At 46.7% G+C, this 23,299-nt stretch carries 22 protein-coding genes, 1 pseudogene and 1 riboswitch; of the genes and pseudogenes, 20 read left to right on the forward strand and 3 right to left on the reverse strand.

The features are described 5' to 3' along the window. The first annotated feature begins 1 nt into the window (after window position 1). The 9 genes from V8247_RS08065 (at window position 2) to V8247_RS08105 (ending at window position 9,709) form a co-directional block, all read left to right on the forward strand. Window positions 2-1,414, forward strand: a complete 1,413-nt coding sequence (locus V8247_RS08065) for a tRNA uridine(34) 5-carboxymethylaminomethyl modification radical SAM/GNAT enzyme Elp3 (protein WP_338739360.1) — start codon at window positions 2-4, stop codon at window positions 1,412-1,414. A 187-nt stretch (window positions 1,415-1,601) separates the two neighbouring features. Beyond that, on the forward strand, window positions 1,602-2,192 hold the full coding sequence (locus tag V8247_RS08070) for a 4Fe-4S dicluster domain-containing protein (protein WP_338737344.1): 591 nt from the start codon (window positions 1,602-1,604) through the stop codon (window positions 2,190-2,192). Beyond that, window positions 2,189-3,055, forward strand: coding sequence for a CoB--CoM heterodisulfide reductase iron-sulfur subunit B family protein (locus V8247_RS08075; protein ID WP_338737345.1), 867 nt, complete (start codon window positions 2,189-2,191; stop codon window positions 3,053-3,055). Before V8247_RS08070 ends, V8247_RS08075 begins: the two co-directional genes overlap by 4 nt. Before the next feature lies 1 nt (window position 3,056). Beyond that, a complete protein-coding gene (locus V8247_RS08080) occupies window positions 3,057-6,089 on the forward strand; it encodes an FAD-dependent oxidoreductase (protein WP_338737346.1) in 3,033 nt (1,010 codons plus the stop codon). 24 nt (window positions 6,090-6,113) lie between these two features. Beyond that, window positions 6,114-6,557 carry a hydrogenase iron-sulfur subunit gene (locus tag V8247_RS08085; RefSeq protein ID WP_338739362.1) on the forward strand — a complete coding sequence of 148 codons (444 nt, stop codon included), beginning with the start codon at window positions 6,114-6,116 and terminating at the stop codon, window positions 6,555-6,557. A 2-nt stretch (window positions 6,558-6,559) separates the two neighbouring features. Beyond that, on the forward strand, window positions 6,560-6,748 hold the full coding sequence (locus V8247_RS08090; RefSeq protein WP_338737347.1) for a hypothetical protein: 189 nt from the start codon (window positions 6,560-6,562) through the stop codon (window positions 6,746-6,748). 78 nt (window positions 6,749-6,826) lie between these two features. Continuing rightward, on the forward strand, window positions 6,827-7,747 hold the full coding sequence (locus tag V8247_RS08095; RefSeq protein WP_338737348.1) for a methyl viologen-reducing hydrogenase: 921 nt from the start codon (window positions 6,827-6,829) through the stop codon (window positions 7,745-7,747). A 19-nt stretch (window positions 7,748-7,766) separates the two neighbouring features. Beyond that, window positions 7,767-9,209, forward strand: coding sequence for a Ni/Fe hydrogenase subunit alpha (locus V8247_RS08100; protein ID WP_338737349.1), 1,443 nt, complete (start codon window positions 7,767-7,769; stop codon window positions 9,207-9,209). Beyond that, window positions 9,209-9,709: a hydrogenase maturation protease gene (locus tag V8247_RS08105; protein WP_338737350.1), complete on the forward strand. Its 501-nt coding sequence runs from the start codon at window positions 9,209-9,211 to the stop codon at window positions 9,707-9,709. The genes V8247_RS08100 and V8247_RS08105 overlap by 1 nt, the downstream gene beginning before the upstream one ends. Here V8247_RS08105 and V8247_RS08110 read toward each other — a convergent pair. The 3 genes from V8247_RS08110 to V8247_RS08120 all read right to left on the reverse strand — a co-directional run bounded on the left by V8247_RS08110 (window position 9,706) and on the right by V8247_RS08120 (window position 11,307). After that, window positions 9,706-10,017, reverse strand: coding sequence for a hypothetical protein (locus V8247_RS08110; protein ID WP_338737351.1), 312 nt, complete (start codon window positions 10,015-10,017; stop codon window positions 9,706-9,708). The two genes, V8247_RS08105 and V8247_RS08110, sit on opposite strands and share 4 nt — an antisense overlap. A gap of 100 nt (window positions 10,018-10,117) precedes the next feature. Next, a complete protein-coding gene (locus tag V8247_RS08115) occupies window positions 10,118-10,600 on the reverse strand; it encodes a TlpA disulfide reductase family protein (RefSeq protein ID WP_338737352.1) in 483 nt (160 codons plus the stop codon). A gap of 14 nt (window positions 10,601-10,614) precedes the next feature. Next, the gene (locus V8247_RS08120; protein ID WP_338737353.1) at window positions 10,615-11,307 is read right to left on the reverse strand and encodes a cytochrome c biogenesis CcdA family protein; all 693 of its coding nucleotides are present in this window, start codon (window positions 11,305-11,307) and stop codon (window positions 10,615-10,617) included. Between the two features lie 195 nt (window positions 11,308-11,502). Here V8247_RS08120 and V8247_RS08125 point away from each other — a divergent pair, with 195 nt between their 5' ends. The 11 genes and pseudogenes from V8247_RS08125 (at window position 11,503) to V8247_RS08175 (ending at window position 23,298) form a co-directional block, all read left to right on the forward strand. Next, window positions 11,503-12,246: a radical SAM protein gene (locus V8247_RS08125; RefSeq protein ID WP_338737354.1), complete on the forward strand. Its 744-nt coding sequence runs from the start codon at window positions 11,503-11,505 to the stop codon at window positions 12,244-12,246. Further along, window positions 12,246-14,024: pseudogene (locus tag V8247_RS08130) on the forward strand (adenosylcobalamin-dependent ribonucleoside-diphosphate reductase). The gene V8247_RS08125 and the pseudogene V8247_RS08130 overlap by 1 nt, the downstream one beginning before the upstream one ends. Before the next feature lie 182 nt (window positions 14,025-14,206). Next, window positions 14,207-15,166 (forward strand): ABC transporter substrate-binding protein, encoded by a 960-nt coding sequence (locus V8247_RS08135; protein WP_338737355.1) that lies wholly within the window; start codon window positions 14,207-14,209, stop codon window positions 15,164-15,166. Between the two features lie 147 nt (window positions 15,167-15,313). Then, window positions 15,314-16,267, forward strand: coding sequence for a cobalamin-binding protein (locus V8247_RS08140; RefSeq protein WP_338737356.1), 954 nt, complete (start codon window positions 15,314-15,316; stop codon window positions 16,265-16,267). Window positions 16,268-16,333: 66 nt separating this feature from the next. Then, window positions 16,334-17,407, forward strand: a complete 1,074-nt coding sequence (locus V8247_RS08145) for a FecCD family ABC transporter permease (protein ID WP_375340865.1) — start codon at window positions 16,334-16,336, stop codon at window positions 17,405-17,407. 2 nt (window positions 17,408-17,409) lie between these two features. Further along, complete coding sequence (locus V8247_RS08150; RefSeq protein WP_338737357.1) at window positions 17,410-18,216, forward strand: ABC transporter ATP-binding protein; 807 nt, start codon at window positions 17,410-17,412, stop codon at window positions 18,214-18,216. Window positions 18,217-18,350: 134 nt separating this feature from the next. Continuing rightward, on the forward strand, window positions 18,351-19,280 hold the full coding sequence (locus tag V8247_RS08155; RefSeq protein ID WP_338737358.1) for a cobalamin biosynthesis protein: 930 nt from the start codon (window positions 18,351-18,353) through the stop codon (window positions 19,278-19,280). Further along, window positions 19,258-20,355 carry a histidinol-phosphate transaminase gene (gene hisC, locus V8247_RS08160; protein WP_338737359.1) on the forward strand — a complete coding sequence of 366 codons (1,098 nt, stop codon included), beginning with the start codon at window positions 19,258-19,260 and terminating at the stop codon, window positions 20,353-20,355. Before V8247_RS08155 ends, hisC begins: the two co-directional genes overlap by 23 nt. Before the next feature lie 33 nt (window positions 20,356-20,388). Continuing rightward, a riboswitch (cobalamin riboswitch) is annotated at window positions 20,389-20,578 on the forward strand. A gap of 226 nt (window positions 20,579-20,804) precedes the next feature. After that, the gene (gene cobT / locus V8247_RS08165) at window positions 20,805-21,863 is read left to right on the forward strand and encodes a nicotinate-nucleotide--dimethylbenzimidazole phosphoribosyltransferase (RefSeq protein ID WP_338737360.1); all 1,059 of its coding nucleotides are present in this window, start codon (window positions 20,805-20,807) and stop codon (window positions 21,861-21,863) included. 36 nt (window positions 21,864-21,899) lie between these two features. Beyond that, window positions 21,900-22,667 (forward strand): adenosylcobinamide-GDP ribazoletransferase, encoded by a 768-nt coding sequence (gene cobS / locus V8247_RS08170; protein ID WP_338737361.1) that lies wholly within the window; start codon window positions 21,900-21,902, stop codon window positions 22,665-22,667. A 10-nt stretch (window positions 22,668-22,677) separates the two neighbouring features. Then, window positions 22,678-23,298, forward strand: coding sequence for a histidine phosphatase family protein (locus tag V8247_RS08175; protein ID WP_338737362.1), 621 nt, complete (start codon window positions 22,678-22,680; stop codon window positions 23,296-23,298). Window position 23,299 lies beyond the last annotated feature (1 nt).

Raw genomic sequence — 23,299 nt, forward strand, 5'->3', positions numbered from 1 at the left:
CATTACACTCCGTAAGTCCTGTATAATTGAACAGTATATAATGAAGAAGAGCACACGAACAATATCAGGCGTGACGCCTATCGCCGTAATGTCGCCGCCGGCCGGGTGTCCCGGCAAATGTATCTATTGCCCGGATTTTAACAATACTCCCCGGAGCTACACTCCGCATTCTCCTGCGGTGATGCGGGCGGCCTCCAGAGATTATGACGCCGCAGAACAAGTCGATCTTCGTCTGAAAATCCTTCAGGACATGGGACACCCAACTGATAAAGTGGAACTCATCATTATGGGCGGTACTTTTCTGGCCACGTCGATTTCCTTTCAATACAGGTTTATCAAGGACTGTTTTGACGCGCTGAATGGGCGGGTGTCAGAGTCTTTGTCGGAAGCGCAAGGTCTCAATGAGACGGCACAGCACCGAGCGGTAGGTTTGTGTCTGGAAACCCGACCTGATGTGTGCGGGGATGCGGAAATTGAACGCATGGTTGCCTGGGGCACGACCCGGGTGGAATTGGGCGTGCAGATGCTGGACGATAAAATCTATGAAATTGTCGGCCGCGGGCATGATATTGCCGCTGTCGCCGACGCCAGCAGAAGGCTTCGCAACGCCGGACTGAAAGTGCATTACCATTGGATGCCTGGATTGCCGGGTTCTACTCCGGAACATGACCTGGAACTGACGCAGGAAATTTTTAAAAATCCTGATTATCGGCCGGATGGGTTAAAGCTCTACCCAACGATGGTGGTAGAAGGGACCATATTAGAAGAGTGGCATCAAAACGGGCGTTACCAGCCGTATTCTGATGAAACTATGACCGGATTAATCGCCGATATGAAAAAGACTATTCCCGGTTATGTGCGTATTTCCCGGGTTTTAAGGGATATTCCGGCAGAATATGTTTCCGGCGGTTTGAAGAATTCCCTGCGGGATGGCGTCAGAACGAGATTAGAAGAGGAAGGCCTATTTTGCCGTTGTATCAGATGCCGGGAATACGGACATCGCCTGAAGAGAAAACTAAAAATCGGGACTCCCGGGCTGAAACGGACTGACTACCAGGCATCAGCCGGTCATGAAATATTCCTATCGTTTGAAGATGAATACGATACTTTGTTCGGATTGCTGCGGTTGAGAATTCAAGCTGAAATACCCAAACAACTGGCAGACCAGTATGAAAACGTTGCCCTGATTCGGGAGTTGCATGTATACGGCTCCGAGCTTGCCATAGGTGACCGCAACGATGAAAGCGTACAACACCGGGGTTATGGCCGGCGTCTGCTAAGCGAAGCAGAGCAAATCGCCCGTGAAGAGTACGGAGCGCAGTATGCGGCCATATTGTCCGGAGTGGGGGCCAGATCATATTATCGTGAACAAGGCTACACACTGCATTCATCATATATGGTAAAAACGCTTTGATGGCTCTGGTTGATTGACAAAAAACCTTCTTTACGATAATATTTTCCAACATGGTACTTTGGATATAGTACTGCTTATTAGTGCTGTCGCACGGCATGTTTATCAAGGCTTTTGCAGGCTTCAAATATTGCGGACAGGGGCTGGATGTATGTGGAAAAATTTGAAACCGAGGTTGAGGTGTTGAACTGTGCCTGATTCAAATCCGGTGCCTGAGTATGAGCTACTTCCGGGTCATGTCAGTGAATTTTCCTCTAATATCAAGGCAATGCATGGTATTGATGCCAATATGTGCTATCAATGCGGTAAATGTACAAGCGGTTGTCCCTTGAACGAATATATGGATATGACTCCGACACAGGTGATTCACGCGGTGCGTCTGGGATTGAAAGAATTAGTATTGAATAGCAATACCTATTGGCTATGTGTCGCCTGCGGAACCTGTACCAGCCGTTGCCCTCAGGATACCGGTTTGTTACAAGTGATGGATGCGTTGGCCAATATTGCCATGAAAGAGGGGATTAAGCCTAAGGAACCGGCGGTGGCGGCGTTTTACCGCACCGGACTAAGTCTGGTTAAAAGATTCGGGATGATGTATGAAGCCGGAGTTGCAGGACTGTTAACTCTGAAAACCGGGACATTGGCGCGGGATGCCGGCCTTGGGATCCGTATGCTGAAAAAAGGTAAGCTGGATGTATTGCCACACTCGCAGAACGCGGGGGAAATGAAAAGGATATTTGAGCGGGTAGCCCAAAAGGAAAAGGAGCTGGCTGGTTCATGAAATACGCGTATTACAACAGCTGCTCCTTACGTTCAACAGGCAAAGAATATGACAACTCATTGCAACATGTCTTTAAGGCGCTGGATATTGAACTTGAAGAACCGAAAAATTGGGTCTGTTGCGGTTCAACTCTGGCCCATAACGCTTCGGTATTGTTAGCCGATACATTGCCTCTGAAAAATCTGGCCGAGGTTGAAAAAATGGGGCTTGATGAGGTCATGGTTCCGTGTACAGCGTGTTATAACCGATTCAAGATAGCCCAATATGAACATGAAGACGATCGCAGAATTAGACATGAGATTGAAGATATCATTGGACATACATTTCAAAAAGACATCTCTGTGTTACATCCATTGGAAATATTAGCCCTTGATCAGAATCTGGAAAAATTAAAAACACTGGTAAAGCGGGATTTATCCCATTTAAAAGTTGTTAGTTATTACGGTTGTCTTCTGGTTCGGCCTCACAAGGAAACACAATTCAGAGATAATCCCGAATATCCGGTCACCATGGACCGAATCCTCAGCGCGATAGGTATTAAGACGTTGGATTGGTCTCACAAAGTGGAATGTTGCGGCGGTTCACTGTCAATTACCAGGCCGGATGTCGTGCTTGACCTGACCTCCCGGATTTTGGACGATGCTAAAGCGGTTGGTGCAACTGCGGTGGCGGTGCCCTGTACGTTTTGTCAGTTAAACCTTGATATACGGCAGGAAGATCTGGCAAAAAGAGGTAAGACGTACGATATGCCGATATATTATTTTACAGAATTGATTGCGCTGGCTTTGGGTATTCCTGAGAGGGAATTGATGCTGGGTAAACATTTTGTGGAATCTGAAAAAGTACTGGCGAGGGCGACTTAATATGGTGGATAAGACCAAAGTTGGCGCTGCCTTGGTGATCGGCGGTGGGGTAGGCGGCATGCAGACTGCATTGGATCTGGCTGAAGCGGGCATCAAGGTATATCTGCTGGATGAAGCTCCGGCAATCGGCGGCAAAATGGTTCAACTGGATAAAACCTTTCCGACTAATGACTGTGCCATGTGTACCGTGTCACCGCGCCTGGTTAATATTGACCGGCATCTTAATATAGAATTACTGACCAATTCAAAAGTAGTTAGTTATGACGGGGAGCCCGGTAACTTCAGGGTGAAGGTACATAAAAAAGCCCGATGTGTGGATGAATCCAAATGCACCGGGTGTAATGTGTGTATTGAAAAGTGCCCGGCAAAAACCAGCAGCGAATTTGATCATGGACTGGCAAACCGCAAGGCGATATATACCCTGTATTCCCAGGCGGTGCCGAATGTGCCGGTTATTGATAAAGCCCACTGTATTTATTTTATAAAAGGCAAAGGTTGCCGAGCGTGTGAAAAGTTTTGTGAAGCCAACGCTATTCTTTTAGATCAAGACGATGAGGAATTAGAGCTGAATGTAGGGGCCATTGTGATAGCCCCGGGGTACGATCTGTTTGCCGCCGAAGAAAAGCCACAGCTAGGTTACGGCCGATATCCGGATGTATTGACCAGTTTGCAATTTGAACGTATGCTTTCGGCATCGGGTCCTTCGGCCGGCAAGGTGATGAGACCTTCCAACGGCGAGTTACCCAAGAAAGTGGCCTTCATCCAGTGTGTCGGGTCTCGGGAAACGGGTGCCGATTTTTGTTCTGCGGTTTGTTGCATGTACGCGACCAAAGAAGCCCTGATATTGAAAGAGCATTATCCGGATACAGAAGTAACCATTTTCTATATTGACATTCGGGCTTATGGCAAAGGTTTTGAATCCTATTATGAGCGCGCAAAAAAAGCCGGCGTGAGATATGTTAGATGTCAGCCATCATCAATTAAGCAGGTTCCTTCCAATGATGAACTGATAATTCGTTATCAGGATGAACAAGGCAAGATCAGAGACGAAAGATTTGAAATGGTGATGCTTTCCTGTGGGTTAAGGCCCGCAGCGGCCGGACAGGAATTGGCGGCTAAACTGGGCATTAAAACTACCGGTGATGGGTTTTGTGTGACTGAAGGTTTGGACCCTGTAGCCACCAGCGTGGCAGGTGTTTATGCCGTCGGGGCTTTTACAGCACCGAAGGATATTCCAGAAACAGTCATCCAGGCCGGGGCTGCAGCATCCAGAGTTTTGGCTTTATTAGCTGATAAAAAGGGCGAACTGATACAAGAACGGGTAAATCCGGCGGAACGGCCCATTAGTGATGGAAATCCAAAAATCGGGATATTCGTGTGTCATTGCGGAAAAAACATATCTTCAGTAGTCAGTATTCCTGAGGTAGTTGAAGATGCGAAAACTATTCCCAATGTGACATTTGTTGATGATACTCTTTTTGCCTGTGCCTCCGATGCGGGTGAAAAAATTAAACAGGCGATTATTGAAAATGATTTGAGCCGGGTCATAATTGCTGCTTGTACTCCCAGGACCCATGAAGGGCTGTTTCAGGATACGATGCGTGAAGCCGGGTTGAATCCGCACCTGCTGGAAATTGCCAATATCCGGAATCAATGTTCCTGGGTTCACATGAATCAGCCTGAAGCGGCTACTGCCAAGGCCAAGGACATCATCCGATTAGCCGCAGTTAAGGTTACTCATTTGAAGCCGCTTTATCCCGGTCATATGGCGGTGAGTAATGAAGGCCTGGTTGTTGGCGGCGGTCTGGCCGGTATGTCTGCTGCAATTGATTTAGCTGATGCCGGATATCAAACCTACCTGTTGGAAAAAAGCGGGGACCTGGGCGGTAATCTTAAACGAGTGAAAATTGGGGAACCCGGCCGGGAGCCACAGATTAAATTGAAGGAACTTATCGAGCGGGTCAAGATTCATCCGAGGGTGAAGTTGTTTTTAAATTCTGAAGTAACTTCGTTTGAAGGCTCTGCGGGCAATTTTGTCATTGATTTTAAACATGATGGTGACAACCACGAAATAAAGGCTGGTGCCGTTATTGTAGCAACCGGAGCGTCGGAATATCGCCCTGGGGAATACCTGTACGGACAGGACTCAAGGGTAATAACCCAGCTTGAATTAGAGGAACGATTGAGCACGGACAGGATTGATGCTCGTACCGTGGTAATGATTCAATGTGTTGGTTCCAGAGACGAGGCTCACCCTTACTGCAGCCGGTTGTGTTGTATTCAGGCTGTTAAAAATGCCATTAAATTGAAAGCCCGCAGGCCGGAAACTGAAGTGTTCATTTTATATCGGGATATCCGCACCTACAGCCTGCATGAATCAGAGTACAGCCGAGCGCGCAAACTGGGCGTCAGATTTATCCGCTTTGAAGAAAATTCCAAACCTGACGTTATAGTTGATGGTAGCCGGCTGAAAATTTCAGTAATTGATTCGGTGCTGAACGCCAGACTAAATATCCCGGCAGAACTGGTGGTATTATCGGCCGGAATTGTACCCGATGCGGATCAAAGTTTGGCAAAGTTGATGAAATTGCCTCATTCCGAAGACGGCTTTTTGATGGAAGCCCATATTAAACTGAGGCCGGTGGACTCGCCGGTTGAAGGGGTATTTTTAGCTGGTTTAGCCCATGGCCCGAAATTGGCTGAAGAATCCATCGCGCAGGCTGGGGCTGCGGCGGCCAAGGCTGCTGCTATATTATCCAAGGATAATATCCAGCTTGAGGCTTGTGTTTCCGAGGTGCTTGATGAAAATTGTGACGGATGCGCCTATTGCGTTGATCCTTGCCCCTATGATGCCATCACCCTCATAGAATATAATTCAAACGGCAGCTTGAAAAAGACAGTTGAGGCTGATCCGGCCAAGTGTCATGGTTGCGGTGTGTGCATGGCGACCTGCCCTAAAAAGGGGATTATGGTGAAAAACTACTATCTGGACGAATTGTCCGAAATGGTTGCCTCAATTCTGACTCCGGCTTAAAAAGGTGGAATGATTGTGAGTACGATGATTACAACGGAAAAATCTGAAACCGAGCAGGACAGTGGTTACCAACCTTTAATCATTTGTTTTGCCTGCAATTGGTGTTCTTATGCGGCGGCTGATTTAGCCGGTGTATCCCGCATTCAATATCCCCATAATGTGCGTATTATCAGAGTGATGTGTTCCGGTATGGTCCATCCCAACCTGGTGATTGATGCGTTGACCAAAGGCGCGGATGGGGTGCTTATGTGCGGTTGTCATCCTGGAGATTGTCACTACCGGGAGGGCAACTTAAAGGCCGAGTCACGGGCTGAGGCTATTCAGCTGATGCTGCAGGATTTTGGCCTGGAAGAAGAGCGCTACCGGCTGGAATGGGTGTCGGCGTCAGAGGGGGCTCGCTTCGCACAGATTGTGACAGATATGGTGGCCGAGCTAAAGAGCCTGGGTCCCAGTCCGTATAGGATGTAAGGATGATGCAAATGGAGTTAGCACGCTTTTTTGATGGACGGAAATTCATGTGGGATGGGGAAACCTATGATTCTGAAACGGAGTATCGTCCCCATCTGGAAAAATATTCGGCTGAAGGATTTGAAGTAAAAGAGCTCAATGAGAATGAGAAGTACTACTTGTTTACCCGGCGTGTGGTGGCTGGTAGTTAGAGATAACCGCTCCGCCGGTTGACTGGTTACCGGTATTATCTTCAGGTAAGGTTGAAAAAACATAAGGAGGACCCAATCATGGTACGTGTAGCCGAGGAATGGTTCGCGGTATGTGGAGGCTGCGAAGTGTCTATTCTGGACATTGGCGAGCCGCTGTTGGACCTGTTGCCCAGTCTGGAGTTTGTTCACATTCCGGTTTTGATGGACCACAAGCTTTTTGGACAGACTGGTGAAAAATCCCAGATGGAAATCCCGGATGCCGACGTCGGTATCATTACCGGAAGCATCCGCACCCAGGAAAATAAAGAACTGGCCGAAGAAATGCGCCGGAAGTGCAAGGTAATTATTTCGTTAGGGTCCTGCGCCAATTTCGGGGGTATCCCGGCGTTAGGCAATATGTATTCCAATGATGACATTTATGAGACTAACTACCGTTCAGGTGTCAGTACCCAGTCCGGTGAAAACCCGTCGGAAGGCCTGCCGGCATTGACCGACAGGGTATATTCGGTCAATGAGGTTATCAAAGTTGATGTTTCTATCCCTGGTTGTCCGCCGACTCCAGAATGGATTGCCGGTGCGCTGGTGGCGCTTTTAGAGGGGAAGACCTTTAGTCTGCCGGAGCGCAGTGTTTGTGATGATTGTCCTACTGTCCGGGAAAAGAAAGCTCAGGTGGATATCCGACGACCGCTACAGGCTCCAGAATTCACGCCGGGACGATATGACAATATGCGTTGCTTGAACGAACAGGGCATTCTTTGTTTGGGACCGGCGACCCGCACCGGGTGCGGCGGATCAGAGAAGACACCGCGGTGTATCAAAGCCTATACCGCTTGCCGGGGTTGCTACGGTCCCATTCGGGCCGGAGCTAATCCGATGGTGGATATGATGGGAGCCCTTTCATCTGTCGGGCTTGACCCCAAGCAGATTGAAGACCGGATGGCTACTTTTAACCGCTTTATCGGCGCCGGGCGTCTACGCCCGATGCCGGCCCGTAAATAAGGGATTAGGAGAGAAAAAAATGAAAGAAATTGTAATTCAGCCAGTTTCCCGTATTGAAGGCGGGGCGAAGATAACCATTAAACTTGATGATGCCGGAAATGTTGCCGACACTCAGGTAAATGTGTTGGAATTAAGGGGTTTTGAACGTTTCTGTATCGGGCGTCCGGTAGAGGAAATGCCGCGCATTACTACCCGTATTTGCGGTGTTTGTCCGTGGTCACATCACTTGGCATCGGCTAAAGCCTGTGACGCTGTTTTCGGCGTCACTCCGCCACCGGCCGGGCGTAAATTACGAGAATTGTGCAACAGTATTGCCTTTATGGAAGAACATATCCTTCACTTCTACTTCCTGGGTGGGGGCGATTTTGTGATGGGACCTGATGCGGACTATGCGGTGCGTAACGTTTTTGGTATCGCGCAAAAACTGCCGGATGTCGCCCGTAACGTGGTCAAGGTGCGTCATATGTGTGCCCATATGCTGGAGATTATTGCCGGCAAGAGCATTCACCCCACCGCAGCGGTCCCGGGAGGATTCTCCAAACCGATGACTGAAGATGAACGCAAACAGCTTATCCCGATGGCGGAACAGGCTTTTGAACTTGCCAAGTTCTCCATTGACTATGCCAAGAAAAACATTTTCCCAGCCTATATTGATGTCGTCAAAACGGTAGGAGTCATTAAAACCGGCTTTTTAGGCACAGTCAAAGATGATGGGACACTGGATCTGTACGACGGTAAGCTTCGTATGATGGACCCGGAAGGGAATTATGAGGATTTTGAAGCGAAAGATTATCTGGACTATATCACGGAGCATATAGAGCCATGGTCATACGTCAAATTTCCTTACAATAAAAAATGGGGTGAATTTTCCATGGATCCGGAGAATCCCAATGGTATTTATCGGGTCAATACACTGGCACGGATGAATGTGTCCGATAAAATCAGCACTCCATTGGCTCAGGCTGAACTTGAAGAATTCCGGGCGGCCTTTGGTCGGCCGGCTCAACAGACGATGCTTTTCCACTGGGCACGTCTCATTGAAATATTGTACAACGCTGAAAAAGCTCTGGAACTGCTGAATGACCCTGAAATCACCAGTACTGAGACCAGGGTTCCGGTCACCCCGAGGGCGGCCAGAGGCGTTGGTTGCACTGAAGCGCCACGCGGCACTCTTATCCACGACTATACCACCGATGAAAACGGACTGGTTACTGCAGCTAATCTGATTGTGGCCACTTGTCAGAATAACGCGCCGATTAACATGTCTGTCAAACAGGCCGCCAAGCTGCTGATAAAGGACGGCAAATACGACCAAGGGATTCTGAATACGGTGGAAATGACTATTCGCGCTTATGATCCTTGTCTTTCCTGTGCCAGCCATGATTTGAACGGGCAGTTAGCCTGTAAACTGGATATTGTCAGTGCTGACGGGGAACTCATAGAGACCTTGAAAAATCACTAATGGAATATGTGCCGGATTACTACCGTAAGGATCTCTTGATTATGGGAGTGGGTAATCCGCTCTTTGGGGATGATGGATTTGGCCCGGCCGTGGCGGAGGAATTAGAACGCCGCGGCCGGGTGCCGTCTTATGCAGCGGTGTTGGATGTCGGAACAGGGGTGCGTGAAATTCTTTTTGACCTGATACTCAGCCCAAAACGCCCGAAAGAAGTTATCATCGTTGATGCACTGGATTGCGGTCGGGAAATCGGCGAAATCTTTAAAGTCAAAATTGATGAAGTACCGGCTATCAAGCGCCATGATTTTTCATTGCATCTGGCGCCCAGTCTTAATTTACTTAAAGAATTGAGAGACGATGCGGAAGTGACAGTGACAATTTTAGCCTGTCAACCGGAATCAATACCCGATCTGGTGACCGGCGGCTTGTCATCAGTGGTGGAACAATCAGTTCAAGGAGCCGCCGACTATATTGAAGCTCAGTATTTCAATAAAATAATTTAGGCGTTATCATCTGACCAATTCTGCATGATACGTTTTATGCGCTCGGCCAGTTTCGGCGAAGTGCGCAGACGCTGGATGAAAACCGGGCAGGCCTCAACCATAGAATTTTGAACGGCTTGAGCCATATTAGCCATCATCCCCTGCATTATCGCGTCATCCGGTATGCCTGAAGTGGTTCCTTGCTGGGATTCCAATTGACGCTGGATATCTCCTGGTGAAAAGCGCATCGGCATAGCACAAGACTTGTACCAGGGGCATTCCCGGCATTGAGCAATATTACTGGCTTCGTTAAGTATATCGTCTGTCATTTGACACCTCATCAACAGGATTGTGTACGTAGCACATATTATACATCACCGTACCCCGCCGAACCCAGCGGCAGAAAGTATGGCGCATTTCTGGACTGTTTTAATCTAGTCTTTTCAGGAAATTTTCAAGTTCATTAATATTTGCGAAAGGGCCGACTTTAATATCGGCAATTTTCCCATAACTGTTGATAAAATAGGTGGTGGGGGTGAATCTGACGTCATATTCGGCCGTCACCGTTCCGAATTTATCCTGAAGGACCGGAAAGGTGTAGGCATTTTCAACCATAAACTGGGTCAACGCACTCTGGGAATCCCTGATAGCAATAGTAATTATGTTAGTTGCCGTAGTTTGATTGGTATAAACTGCCTGAATAAAAGGCAGTTCCTTAATGCATCCCGGGCAGTCCAGTCTCCAAAAATTAATGATTACCGGTTCGCCGGCAAACTGACTGAGCGAGGTGGCATTGCCGTATAAATCCGACAATGAAAAGTTTGCCGGTGTGGCATCAATTGACTTATTACTACACCCAGAAAATAAAAGGGTGATCATACCAAAAAGATAGATAGACAGCTTTAATTTCAAATTACACTCCTTGTTTACACCGACAGGAGGTTTAACTTGCCGGTCAATATTAACAACCCGGTAAGCACCAATACTAGGCCTCCAGCAGCATAAAGCCAAATGAAGATACCTTTAAAACGCCGGATGGCAGAAAGGGCGGTTCCGGCAAAAAAAGCGATGATTAATAGTGGGATACCCATCCCTAACGAAAAGAGCATCAGCAGCCCGGTGGAATAGTAAACATCAGTGCCGCCGACCGCCAACGTCAGAATGCTGCCTAGTACCGGTGTGACGCACGGCGTCCAGGCAAGAGTGAAAACCGTCCCGGTAACAAAGGACCGAAGCAAACCCTGGCGACCAGCGGGGAGATGAATTCGCCTTTCCAAATTTAATTGGGGGAAACGAATGGCGGCTAGCATGAAAGTTCCCAACACAAAGAATATAAATCCAGAAATATATCGTATGACGGGAGATTCAGGACTTATCAGGTTGCCGGAAATACCAGCAATGAACCCCAGACCTGTAAAAATAATGCTGAATCCGGCGATAAATGCCACAGCATGTTTAAAGATAGAAAGACGCACCTGCCTGCTAACAGGCGACGAATTATCCAGGAATTCGGGGCCAGCCAGGATCACCAGATAGACTGGAATCATTGGCAAAACGCACGGAGAAATAAAGGCGACTACTCCGCCTCCGAAGGCAATCAACAAGTTTAAATCGTTCATTGGCTACCCCAATTATAAGGGCTAAAGGTGATTATCTAAAAATTGCCGTAATACGGGCTCAGATGATGTTAATATGTGTAACTTATGGTATAATTCCCCGGAGCAAACTAATCTAAACTTTAGATACATATTTATTCTAAAACTAATTTCTGAATACGGGGGCGGCAAGTTCCCATCTCGTGAAGGAGTTGACTGTTGAAGGTATATCATATTGCTTATGAACCATCTTATGGTTCTGTGGATATTCATATCTGGACAAAATGCACACTGGATTGCCGCGCCTGTTATACCAACTGGGAACTATATGATTTTGGCTTATATGACGATGCGTTGGAAGATATTAAAAACCGTGAACGACAGGCACCACCGGACAAATTTTTGTCCTATGACGAAGTAATAGCCTACCTGAAACCGCTGGAGATTAAATACGCGGTGTTTATGGGGACTGAAGCCGCCCTGGATCCGGAATTGCCTCAACTGGCGAAGGAACTCCATGAAAAGTGGAATTCGTACAATATTTTACTGACCAACGGCATGGTTATGCCGAATTTGGAAGATATTGATCAAGTTATATTCAGCTTAAAGGCTTACTCTGAAGATGTTTTTAAGGCATATACAGGGCGATCTAATAAGACAGCTTTGAAAAATTTTGAGGCAATCGCCAAAGCAGGTAAGAACCTTCACGCTGAGGTGGTCTATATTCCAGAACTTATTGAGGCTGACGAGGTTGAAAGAGTAGCCCAATTCGTCGCCTCAGTTGATCCTAATATCTCATTCCGTATTGACGCATATTTTCCGGTCCCGGAATGTCCCTGGCGGGCGGCAACAAACGAAGAAGTTGAGATAGCCGCTGAAAGAGCCAAAAAACATATGGACAATGTCACCATACTTACGCTTGATATGAAACGTATTGGGGACAAGGCGGTGAGGGTTTATTAATGGCAGCGCCAGCCATTGACAGTCTCTTGAATCTGACGCCTAATGCCCTTCGTGTTTTGGAAAAACGGTATCTCAGGCGAGACAGCCGGGGGGAAGTGGTTGAAACTCCCGCTGAAATGTTTCGCCGAGTGGCTGACGCCGTCGCCGCCGCTGAACGTAAATATTCTTCTGATACATGTGTAAGGTCTATCGCCGACGAATTTTATCGGATTATGACCGGTTTGTTGTTCTTACCAAATTCCCCAACACTTTTAAATGCGGGGACGACCAGCGGACAATTATCAGCCTGTTTTGTATTACCGGTTGAAGATTCTATTGAGGCGATATTTGATGCCGTCAAATACACGGCGTTAATTCATAAAAGCGGCGGTGGCACCGGGTTTTCCTTTGCCCATGTCAGGCCGGTCGGCGATATGGTCGACGGCCGGGTTGAAGCTGCAACCGGTCCGGTGGCACTCATTGACGTTTTTTCTAAAGCCGCTGATTATGTGCGGCAGGGGGGGATTCGCCGAGGTTGTAATTCGGTAGTTTTACCAGTTGACCATCCGGATATAATGGATTTTATTAAAGCCAAGGCCGATCCTTTGTCCCTCACTAATTTTTATATTTCTATTGCGGTTACCGATGATTTTATGCGACGGGTAAAGAGTCGTCAGGACTACCCGCTGATTAATCCGCGAAATGGACAGATATCCGGATGGTTGAATGCAAAGGCTGTTTTTGACAGGATAGTTGATCAAGCCTGAATGACCGGTGACCCTGGATTCGTATTTATTGACCAGATTAATGCGGCTAATCCCACACCCCAACTGGGACGGATTGAAATAATCAGCGGTTGCGGTGAGCAAACACTTCTGCCGTACGAATCATGTAATTTGGGTTCCATCAATCTGGCAAGAATGGTCAAGAATGACGGCGACAAGATTGGGGTTGATTTTGACACCTTAAGCGATGTTGTACCGCTGGCAGTTAGATTTTTGGATAATGTTATTGACGTAAATAAATTTCCGATTACCAAAATAGAAGAGATGACCAAACGTACGCGTAAAATCGGACTCGGCGTTATGGGATTCGCTGATATGTTGTATCAAATGGGTGTTCCTTACAATTCCGACCGTGCCGTGGGAATCGCACGGGAGGTGATGCGGTTTATTCGGGATAAAGCTCATGAAACCTCAAGGCAATTAGCCAGGGAGAGAGGCGCCTTTCCAGCTTTCAAGGGCAGCATCTTTGACGTTGAAGGTGGTGAACCGATTCGCAACGCCGCCTGCACAACAGTGGCGCCGACAGGTACATTGTCCATTATTGCCGGGTGTTCCAGTGGGATTGAACCGGTGTTTGCCGCGGTTTTTGTGCGTAATATTTTAGATGGGGAGAATCTACTTGAGGTTAATTCCCATTTTGAAAAGGCGGCCAAAGAAGCAGGGGTGTGTTCGCTGGATCTATTGCATCGGTTGGTGACATGCAACCACCTGCATGAGCAGAAGGATGTTCCAGAATACATTAGAAGTGTATTTGTAACCGCTCACCAGGTCAGTCCTGAATGGCATGTTAAAATTCAGGCTGCTTTCCAAGAATTCACAGATAATGCTGTTTCTAAAACGGTTAATTTTCCAAAAGAGGCTACACGGCAAGATATAGCGTCAGTTTTTAATATGGCGTATGAATCAGGACTAAAAGGGATTACCGTCTATAGAGACGACAGTCGTGAGCTTCAACCACTTTGTACCGGTGACGCCGGTATTGAATTAGTAAAATCCTACTTCAAACGTAAATAGTCCCCCCAAAGTTGCTTGACATCACGGTCGTATTGCGTTATATTATACGCAAATAGACCTTATATAAAACAAGACTACTTGATAAAATATGTCTTACTACTTTAAGCGGGTCAAAATATGCAAGTAATTACAGAGTCTGACAGTTATTTGGATTCAAATATATTAAGGAAGGTGGATAGGTCATGAAAAAACTATGGGAGTCAAGGGTGAAACACAGGCTATTTAAGGTATTGAGTGTTTTGGCGGCGTCGATGCTTGTGGCTATTGTGTTAGTTGGGTGTAGTAGTGAAAACGCCCCCGGAGCTATTACAGATCATGCCGGGCGACAATTGAATGTTAGTGAGATTCCAAACAGGATCGTGTCATTAATACCAAGTCATACGGAAATTGTCTTTGCACTTGGCTTAGGAGATAAAGTTGTTGCGGTAGATGATTATAGTGACTATCCGCCCGCTGCAACCAGTAAAGCAAAGGTAGGTAGTACATTATCTGGGTTAAGTACCGAGGCAATTGTTATTGCTGAACCTGATTTAATACTAGCTGATATTTCAGCAGTTGAATTAGGCGTTGTCGATACATTAACCAAACTGCTCCCGAAAACCGTTGTCGTTGTCGTAAAAGGCACCAGCGTGGCGAGTTTTCAAGATGTATATGAATCAATAGAGCTTATTGGAAAAGTCACTGGTGCTTCTAAAAATGCTGAACAAATCATTTCTGATATGAAAGCCAGAGTAAAGGCAGTAACCGACAAAACCGGTGGACTAACAACCGCAAACAAACCACGGACGGTGTATATCATCTGGCCTGAGCCGATGTACGTTTATGGCGGTCATGCGATCGGGTCTGCTTTGATAGAAGCCGCAGGTGGCGTCAATATTTTTGCTGAAAATCAAGGCGATGCAGTTCAGCTTGAAGAGCTAATTAGCCGTAATCCTCAAATAATACTGGCTTCCGCGAGTGAGGCAATGGGCGATTATGCTTACCAGTTTGCCCTTACCGATACCAGATTGGATACGACTGAAGCCAAAATCAACGGGGCTATTTATGGTATGAATGATGATTTTACCGGTCGTCCAGGCCCACGATTGGTTGAAGGTCTTGAGCAGATGGCGAAATTATTGCATCCGGAATTGTTCACCTGATACATGAAAAATAACCGAGCGTTCCATGTCCGGGTCGTTTTTATGTCTTTGCTGATGGAATTCCGGTGATAGTCTGGGAAAGAACCGCCTGCTGTAACCGTTAGTAGGTCATGCTAAAGCCAACGATATGATTCCAAGGAGGGAAACATGAAAGGTCCAAAATATCTTATTTCGATCATTACAGTGCTTATCGCAGTCATTGGCGTCAGCGCTTTGACGGGGTGTAAAGCGGGGGAACCGGAGGAGGTGTATGCCGACACAACCTATCCGCTTACTATTACTGATCAACTGGGGCGTTCTGTAACGATAAAATCCGAGCCGCAAAAGATTATTTCATTGGCGCCCAGCAATACAGAAATCGTGTATGCATTAGGATTGCAGTCCAGGCTGGTAGGCGTTACGACTTACTGTAATTATCCGGAAGCCGCCAAGGACAAACCGAAGGTCGGCGGCTTTTCCACCGTTAATGTTGAACTTATAACGTCCGCAAAACCAGATCTCATTATTGCCGCTAACATCCACGCGGGGAAAGTAATTCCTCAACTTGAAGGTCTTGATTTTACGGTGGTTGCTGTCAGTCCGAATAATATTGATGAAGTTATGCAGGCAATGGAATTGGTGGGGAAAGTTTCAAATGTGAATGCAACTACCGGGCCATTGGTTAAGGCTCTTCGTGATAGAATTGATATTGTTGTTAACAAGACTGCGACATTGAGTCAGTCGCAATTAACTAAAACCTTCTATATTGTTTGGCACGATCCGTTGCAGACCATTGGTGCAACTTCTTTTATTCATAGTCTGATTGGGGCTGCCGGCGGGTTGAATATTTCGGGTGATATTGAAGAAAAATATCCAAAAGTAAGTCTGGAAACAGTTATAGGATACAATCCTCAGGCGATAATTGCCCAAATTGGAATGGGTTCCGGTGAAGATGGGCCATTGATTTATGCTCAAACCGAGCCATTATTAGCCGGGGTAGATGCTCGAAGCAATGGCCAGATTTACGGGGTAATCTCGGACGTTGTTGGAAGGCCCGGACCGCGGGTGGTTGATGCACTTGAGCAATTAGCAAAGATGCTTCATCCGGAGCTTTTCAGTTAAAATAAAATCAGGGTTGGCCTTTGTAAGCCAATCCTGATCTTCAAACTTAATAAGGGAAACGAATATTTGAATATATCTGACGTTCAGGAAAGAGCAGCGGCGATTTCAAAAACCTGGAGAAGCCGAACGCTGGCGATTGGCTTTTTATTTATCATTCTGGTATTGGTGGGTGTTTTTGCTACCACACTGGGCAGTGTTAGTATTCCGTTTAATGAAACATTCAGTATATTGTTTTCCAAATTACCATTCATAGATATTACGCCAACCTGGCCTCCGGCGTTCGAGGTCATTATTACTAACATCAGGTTGCCAAGGGTGCTGCTTGCCTGTATTGTTGGTGTAGCTTTAGCGGTGGCGGGCGCCTCATATCAAGGATTATTTAGAAACCCTTTAGCTGATCCTTATTTGATTGGTGTAGCTCAGGGTGCGGCGCTCGGAGCGGTTTTAGGATTTTTATTCCCAATAGTGATTTTTGGAAGCACTGCGGGCGTAGTTCCAATATTTGCTTTTATCGGCGCACTGGTCAGCGTGGGCGTTGTATATATACTGGCCCGAGTTGGTGGGGTTATACCGGTGACGACACTGATATTGGCAGGTGTCGCTATGGGAGCTCTCTTTTCAGCTATGGTTTCATATCTTATTACCATTAGCGGTGACAAGATTCATGGTATTATTTTTTGGATGATGGGTAGTTTTTCTTCAAGTCAATGGACTGAAGTTAAGATTACGTGGCCAATAATCGTGATTGGTGTTGCCATAATATTCCTATTTGCACGGGCATTGAATATAATGCAACTTGGTGAAGAACAGGCTAAACAACTAGGCATTGACGTTGAAAAGGTAAAAATTATCTTGCTTGCCGTTTCCACCCTAATCACTGCAGCTGCTGTTTCTTTTGTCGGGATCATCGGGTTTGTCGGAATTATTGTTCCCCACGCCGTGAGGTTGGTATGGGGGCCGGATCACAGATTTTTATTGCCGCTTTCTGCCTTAGTAGGAGCAATATTTATGATAGTGGCAGACATCATTGCCAGGACTTTGCTGGCTCCAACGGAGATCCCCATCGGAATTATCACGGCGATTAGCGGCGCTCCATTCTTCCTATATCTATTGCGAAAACGTACTAAGGTGCTATTTTAATTATGCTGACCATTGAACTAGAAAAAATATCACTGGCTTATGGCGAAAACACAGTAGTCAGGGACGTGAGTTTTCGCATGCTCCCTGGTGAAATGGTTGGATTAGTTGGCCCGAATGGTTCGGGGAAATCAACTTTAATCAAGTCACTAAGCCGGATTTTGTCGCCGATACGGGGTAGGATCACAGCCAACAACTGTGACATTTCCCGGCTTGGTAGAAGAGAACTAGCCAGACTCATAAGTGTAGTGCCGCAGACGCCATGGCTGCCAAGCGCGTACACTGCATTTGAAATTGTACTGATGGGTAGAAACCCTCATTTAGGCACATTTCAATATGAAAGTGAGAAAGATCTTGCTATTGCCTGGGAAGCCATGGAGAGGGCGGGTGTACAACAATTTGCAGAGAGAAGAATATCCGAGCTTTCAGGTGGTGAAATTCAGAGTGTCCTGATCGCCAGAGCTTTGGCGCAGGAAACTGAAGGCATCCTGCTTGATGAACCAACCGCCAATCTGGATATTGGCCGCCAGATAGAAGTTCTGGATTTGATCAAAGAGGAGTGCCACCGCCGGCATTTGACGGTAATCGCAGCCATTCATGACCTGAATCTGGCAGCTCATTATTGTGAGAAACTGGTGCTTATTCGTCGTGGGGAACTCTACGCCTTTGGGTCACCCCAAGAGGTAATTACGACGGATAATATTTGTCAGGTTTACGGTCCCGGTAGTTATGTTCATGAACATCCTTTAACTGGATTACCAGCAGTGTTGCCTCGGGTCGGTAATGTAAAAAACGGTGATGGTTGCCGATAAAAAAAGCGGTAATTTAGTATTTACTTGCGTTAACGGGGACACAAAGGGAGAATAAAAAATGGCGCGGCGCTGTAATAGCTACGTCATAAACATCACCGGGCGTTGTAAGCCTTTGTATTGATAAGGGGTATTGTTTGGATATTATTTATATTTTGATAGTCGCCTTGGTGATTGAATTCACTATTGGTGATCCTCCTAACCAGGTTCATCCCGTGGCCTGGGTGGGTAAGGCGATTTCTTTTTTAGAACGCTTCGCATTTATTGGGGGGAAAGTCTATCAGTTTATTTACGGTATTGTTATAACCTTATTGCTGACTGCAGGGGTGGTCATTGCCTTAATATTGTTTCTGGATTGGCTGAAAGATATTAATTATTGGTTGTTTATAGCGGTTGCGGGTTTACTTTTAAAAGTCAGTTTTTGTTTTTTCTATTTACGTAAAACAGCGTTAGGCATCAAAAAACAGCTAGAGTCAGGGAAGCTGGGTGAAGCACGGTTTGATCTGAGGGGACTTGTAAGCCGGGACACGTCAAAATTATCTGAGCCGTATTTAGTATCAGCTACTGCGGAATCCGTTTCAGAAAGCTTATGCGACAGTGTGGTTACGCCGTTGTTTTATTTTCTTATTTTCGGTGTACCTGGAGCACTGGGATTCAGGGTGGTAAGCACTTTTGACAGCATGGTGGGCTACCGCGGCAAGTACGAATTTCTTGGAAAGTTTCCGGCTCGGTTAGATGATGTGCTTAACTTTATACCCGCGCGTATCACCGCCGGTTTGATCATATTGTCATCTGTTATTAGCGGTATGTCAGCGCGTCGTGCGCTGGAAATCGCCCGTCGCGATAATTGTAAAACCGAAAGCCCAAATGCCGGTTGGCCAATGGCTGCCGCTGCTGGCGCACTGGAAGTTCAATTTGAGAAAATAGGTCATTATAAGCTTGGAGACCCCAATAGACTGATGACCACTCGGATTATTGATGACTCACTAAGATTGATTAATGGAGCCACTTTGATTTGGTTTGTCATATGTTTTGCGGCAGGGGGTGTTATTATTGCTGTCGGCTAAGCCCAATATATCAGTATTGAGACGTTGCTATCACGGCGGGCCTGATTTTGCCGAATTAGAACGTCTAAAAATCAAACCCGAAGACGTTTTGGATTTTAGTTCAAATTCAAACCCGTATCCGTTTAACCTAAACTTCAACCTGAATGATGTGGTGATAGACCATTATCCGGATTCAAATTCTACCGAATTACGGCGTCTTATCGCAGCCCGGAATAAGCTGACAGAGGATAATGTTGTTGTCGGTGCCGGCAGTATGGAAATTATCCGGCTGATAGCGCAGGCTTACTTAGGCCCTGGAAATAAGGCGTTAATCTTGAAGCCGACTTTCGGTGAATATGAGACGGCCTGTCAAATTGCCGGCGCGGAAATAATTGAGTATTGGGCGGAAGAAAGCACACAATTCAAGTTTGATTCAGCACGATGTGGGGCAATTGCTATTCAATTAAAACCGAAAGTTGTGTTTATCTGTAATCCTAATAATCCCACAGGACAATATCTTTCCGGGGCAGAAATTGAGGCAATAATTGACGGTGTCGGCACTGATGGTCTGGTTGTTATTGATGAAGCATACATCGCCTTTACTCGCGACTCATGGGATTCGGCTGAATTACTGACCCGTCACCATAATCTGGTGATTATACGCAGTATGACCAAGGATTTTGCATTGGCAGGGTTACGTTTGGGTTATGGCTTGGGCAATTCCGAAATTATTGAAAATTTGGATAAAGTTAAACCGCCGTGGAATGTTAATGCGGTTGCGCAGAAGGCTGGATTACAAGCATTAAATGATGGTGCTTACATTCAGCGCAGTGAGCGCCAAATCCGTCTTAATCGGGATTATCTACTTTCTGAAATTAAAGCTCTTGGACATAAAACCTTGTCTTCCTGTACCAACTTTTTTTTAGTGAAGGTTGGAAAAGCGGCCCAATTTCGCGCCAGGCTGTTGCAAAATGGAATTATTGTGCGTGACTGTACTTCGTTTGGGCTTTCTGAATATGTGCGTATCGCGCCAAGGACTATGCCTGAATGCCGCAAACTGGTGAACGCTCTGCAGGCTCCTGTTAGTAAATGTTGACATGATATAACGTCTTCATTAAAATGATTATTAATTGAATATCGGGCTTACGGCGCTCGTAAGAGCTTAATTGGGAAATCCGCGAAAGTCGGATGCGGTCCCGCCGCTGTGACTGGTGACGAAAACGGCAAACAGCCACTGCTTTCCAACAGGAAGGTGGGAAGGCGCCGGTAGTAGGTTTGAGCCAGAAGTCAGAAGACCTGCCGTAGTGTTAAAGCCCTCGAGGAAGGGTTCGGGAGATGGTAAATCCCTGGACCGGAGAAGGTTCGGGGATTATTGCATTTATATCCCTGAACTGGATTCCAGTTTGGGGATTTTTCTTTAGATTGAAACAAAGAAGATGGCAAGGCTAAATACACTGGGACGGCTGGTTTAAGTAGTATTTTGGTTTAAATTCATGTCAATTATTCAAGTATGCGGCATATAAAATATATTAAAGGAGTCAAGGAATGGGAGAACTACTTAACAAAACGCTGGCGTCCATCAAACCACTGGACAAAGAAGCCATGCGCAAGGCATCCGCGAGACAGGATACTTTGATCAAACCCCAAGGTGCGTTGGGCCGATTGGAAGAAATATCTATTACATTGGCTGGTATTCAACGCAAGGCTATTCCGCAAATCAAAAATAAAGCAGTGGTTACCATGGCTGGGGACCACGGAGTGGTTGCTGAAAAAGTAGGGAATTATCCCCAGGAAGTTACCCCGCAAATGGTGCTGAATTTTGTCAACGGTGGTGCGGCAATCAATGTAATTGCCCGTCAGATCGGGGCCAGGGTAGTGGTTGTAAACATGGGGGTAGCCGGAGATTTGCCAGCGGAAATTCCCATAGTCAATAAACTAGTTGCCAGGGGTACCGCAAATATCGCCAGGGGCCCCGCTATGTCTGAGGCTCAGGCTATTCAAGCGATTGAGTCCGGAATTGAGGTGATTAATTCTGAAATTGATAAAGGGCTGGATATTGTGGGTACCGGGGATATGGGCATCGGCAACACCACACCTTCAGCGGCTATTTGTGCCGTTATGACAGGCCAAAGCGTAAAAAATGTCACCGGGCGAGGCACCGGACTTTCTGACGAACAGCTGGAATATAAAATCGGCGTGATTGAAAAGGCCATTACTCTTAACGACCCGGACGCTAATAACGCACTGGACGTGTTAGCCAAAGTTGGTGGTTTTGAAATCGGGGGTATTGCCGGGGTAATTTTGGGTGCCGCCGCCCGCGGGGTACCGGTGGTTGTTGACGGGTTTATCTCCGGAGCAGCGGCACTTATCGCCGAAGGTTTATGCGCACAAGCCAAAGACTATATGCTGCTTGGACACTTGTCGGTGGAACCAGGGCATCGTATTATGGCCGAAAAATTGGGTCTAAAGCCCATTGTTACTCTAGACTTGCGATTAGGTGAAGGTACCGGAGCCGCCATAGGTATCTTTATTGCTGAGACTTCCGCTAAAATACTGGCGGAAATGGCAACATTCGGCGAAGCCGGCGTTTCGGAATCCGAGTAAGAGCAGCTCAACCCTTATAATGAGGAGTAGGCATAAATGAAGTCTTTTCTCGCAGCCTGGCGTTTTTTAACCAGCGTACCAGTCCCGTTTTATAAAGAAGAATGGGACCGTCCCCTAAGTCAGGAGCAATTTGCCCGGTCATTGGTTTATTATCCTGTTATAGGTCTGCTTATAGGGACTATTCTGTGCGCGCTGTACTGGCTGTACAGCCAATTCCTGCCGGAACTGCTGGTAGATGCTATGCTGCTGGGAAGTATGGTCATGCTGACCGGTGGCTTGCATCTGGATGGAGTGGTGGATACCTTTGATGGTTTGGCAGGAGGGCATCGTTCACCCGAAAGACGCAAACAGATAATGAAAGAGCCGGGAGTCGGCGCCATCGGCGTTGTCGTGGTGGTGGTGCTGCTGTTGCTGAAATATGCCGCGCTACTTAGTTTGCCTGATAATGTTATGTATTCAGCGTTGGTCTTGATGCCGGTACTCAGCCGATGGGCGATGGTTTATGCCGTCTTTAGTTTTCCTTATGCCCGGGAACAGGGTATGGGAAAATCCCTGAAGGATGGTTCCGGCCGTGCTGTTTTGTTGATGGCAAGTGTAACGGCATTGATCATCGCGGTTTTGGCAGGGGGCTGGCGGGGTTTGGTGCTGTTCGCATTTATCTGGTTGCTAACCATTGCTTTATCCCGCTTTTTTCAAGGCAAGTTTCAAGGGTTAACCGGTGATAGCTACGGCACGATAAACGAGTTTAGCGAGTTTGCCGTTCTGGTTTTAGTCGTGTTATTCTCTTTCAACAGTTGGTTGTAGGAGTTTAAGGTTGAAATTGATTCTGGTTAGACATGGTGATACAGCCACTGATGATTCCGGCAAATGCTATGGCGCAACGGACATTGATTTATCCGAAAAGGGACAGCAGCAGGCTTTAGCACTGCAACAATCCTTTGCGGAAATTAAAATTGATGCCATCTACTCCGGTACTTTGAAACGCGGAGTTAAAACGGCAAATACTATCGCTGGCGTGCATGGCGTAACTGTCGTGAAGGCACCGGAATTAAATGAAGTTAATTTTGGGCTTATTGAAGGGCTCACGTTCAATGATGCCCGCTTGCAGTTCCCCGATGTTGCCGAAAGCTGGCAGCTAGGAAGTCAGGATCTATGCTTTCCTGATGGAGAAAGTTTCCATGAGTTATACGACAGGACCCTGAAATTTTTAGAGCGACTGAAAGGACACCAAAGTGATGAGACCGTTATGGTGGTAGGGCACGGAGGTCCATTGCGGATAATGGTATGTCATTTACTTGGGGTATCAGTCAGCCATCATTGGCAGTTTACCATGTCGCGATCTTCTGTGAGTGCACTAAGTATATATCCTAATGGTAGTGTACTGGAAAAGCTCAACGATATGGCCCACTGGAAATATTTTGAGGATAAAAAATAAA

The sequence above is a fragment of the Dehalogenimonas sp. W genome (assembly GCF_037094495.1).
Taxonomy (GTDB): Bacteria; Chloroflexota; Dehalococcoidia; order Dehalococcoidales; family Dehalococcoidaceae; genus Dehalogenimonas; species Dehalogenimonas loeffleri.

Excerpts from the sequence above, each read along its gene's own strand:
- V8247_RS08075 (WP_338737345.1), top strand. The coding sequence starts at position 2,189 with ATGAAATACGCGTATTACAACAGCTGCTCCTTACGTTCAACAGGCAAA.
- V8247_RS08080 (WP_338737346.1), top strand. The coding sequence starts at position 3,057 with ATGGTGGATAAGACCAAAGTTGGCGCTGCCTTGGTGATCGGCGGTGGG.
- V8247_RS08085 (WP_338739362.1), top strand. The coding sequence starts at position 6,114 with ATGATTACAACGGAAAAATCTGAAACCGAGCAGGACAGTGGTTACCAA.
- V8247_RS08090 (WP_338737347.1), top strand. The coding sequence starts at position 6,560 with ATGATGCAAATGGAGTTAGCACGCTTTTTTGATGGACGGAAATTCATG.
- V8247_RS08095 (WP_338737348.1), top strand. The coding sequence starts at position 6,827 with ATGGTACGTGTAGCCGAGGAATGGTTCGCGGTATGTGGAGGCTGCGAA.
- V8247_RS08100 (WP_338737349.1), top strand. The coding sequence starts at position 7,767 with ATGAAAGAAATTGTAATTCAGCCAGTTTCCCGTATTGAAGGCGGGGCG.
- V8247_RS08105 (WP_338737350.1), top strand. The coding sequence starts at position 9,209 with ATGGAATATGTGCCGGATTACTACCGTAAGGATCTCTTGATTATGGGA.
- V8247_RS08110 (WP_338737351.1), bottom strand. The coding sequence starts at position 10,017 with ATGACAGACGATATACTTAACGAAGCCAGTAATATTGCTCAATGCCGG.
- V8247_RS08120 (WP_338737353.1), bottom strand. The coding sequence starts at position 11,307 with ATGAACGATTTAAACTTGTTGATTGCCTTCGGAGGCGGAGTAGTCGCC.
- V8247_RS08135 (WP_338737355.1), top strand. The coding sequence starts at position 14,207 with ATGAAAAAACTATGGGAGTCAAGGGTGAAACACAGGCTATTTAAGGTA.
- V8247_RS08140 (WP_338737356.1), top strand. The coding sequence starts at position 15,314 with ATGAAAGGTCCAAAATATCTTATTTCGATCATTACAGTGCTTATCGCA.
- V8247_RS08150 (WP_338737357.1), top strand. The coding sequence starts at position 17,410 with ATGCTGACCATTGAACTAGAAAAAATATCACTGGCTTATGGCGAAAAC.
- cobT (WP_338737360.1), top strand. The coding sequence starts at position 20,805 with ATGGGAGAACTACTTAACAAAACGCTGGCGTCCATCAAACCACTGGAC.
- cobS (WP_338737361.1), top strand. The coding sequence starts at position 21,900 with ATGAAGTCTTTTCTCGCAGCCTGGCGTTTTTTAACCAGCGTACCAGTC.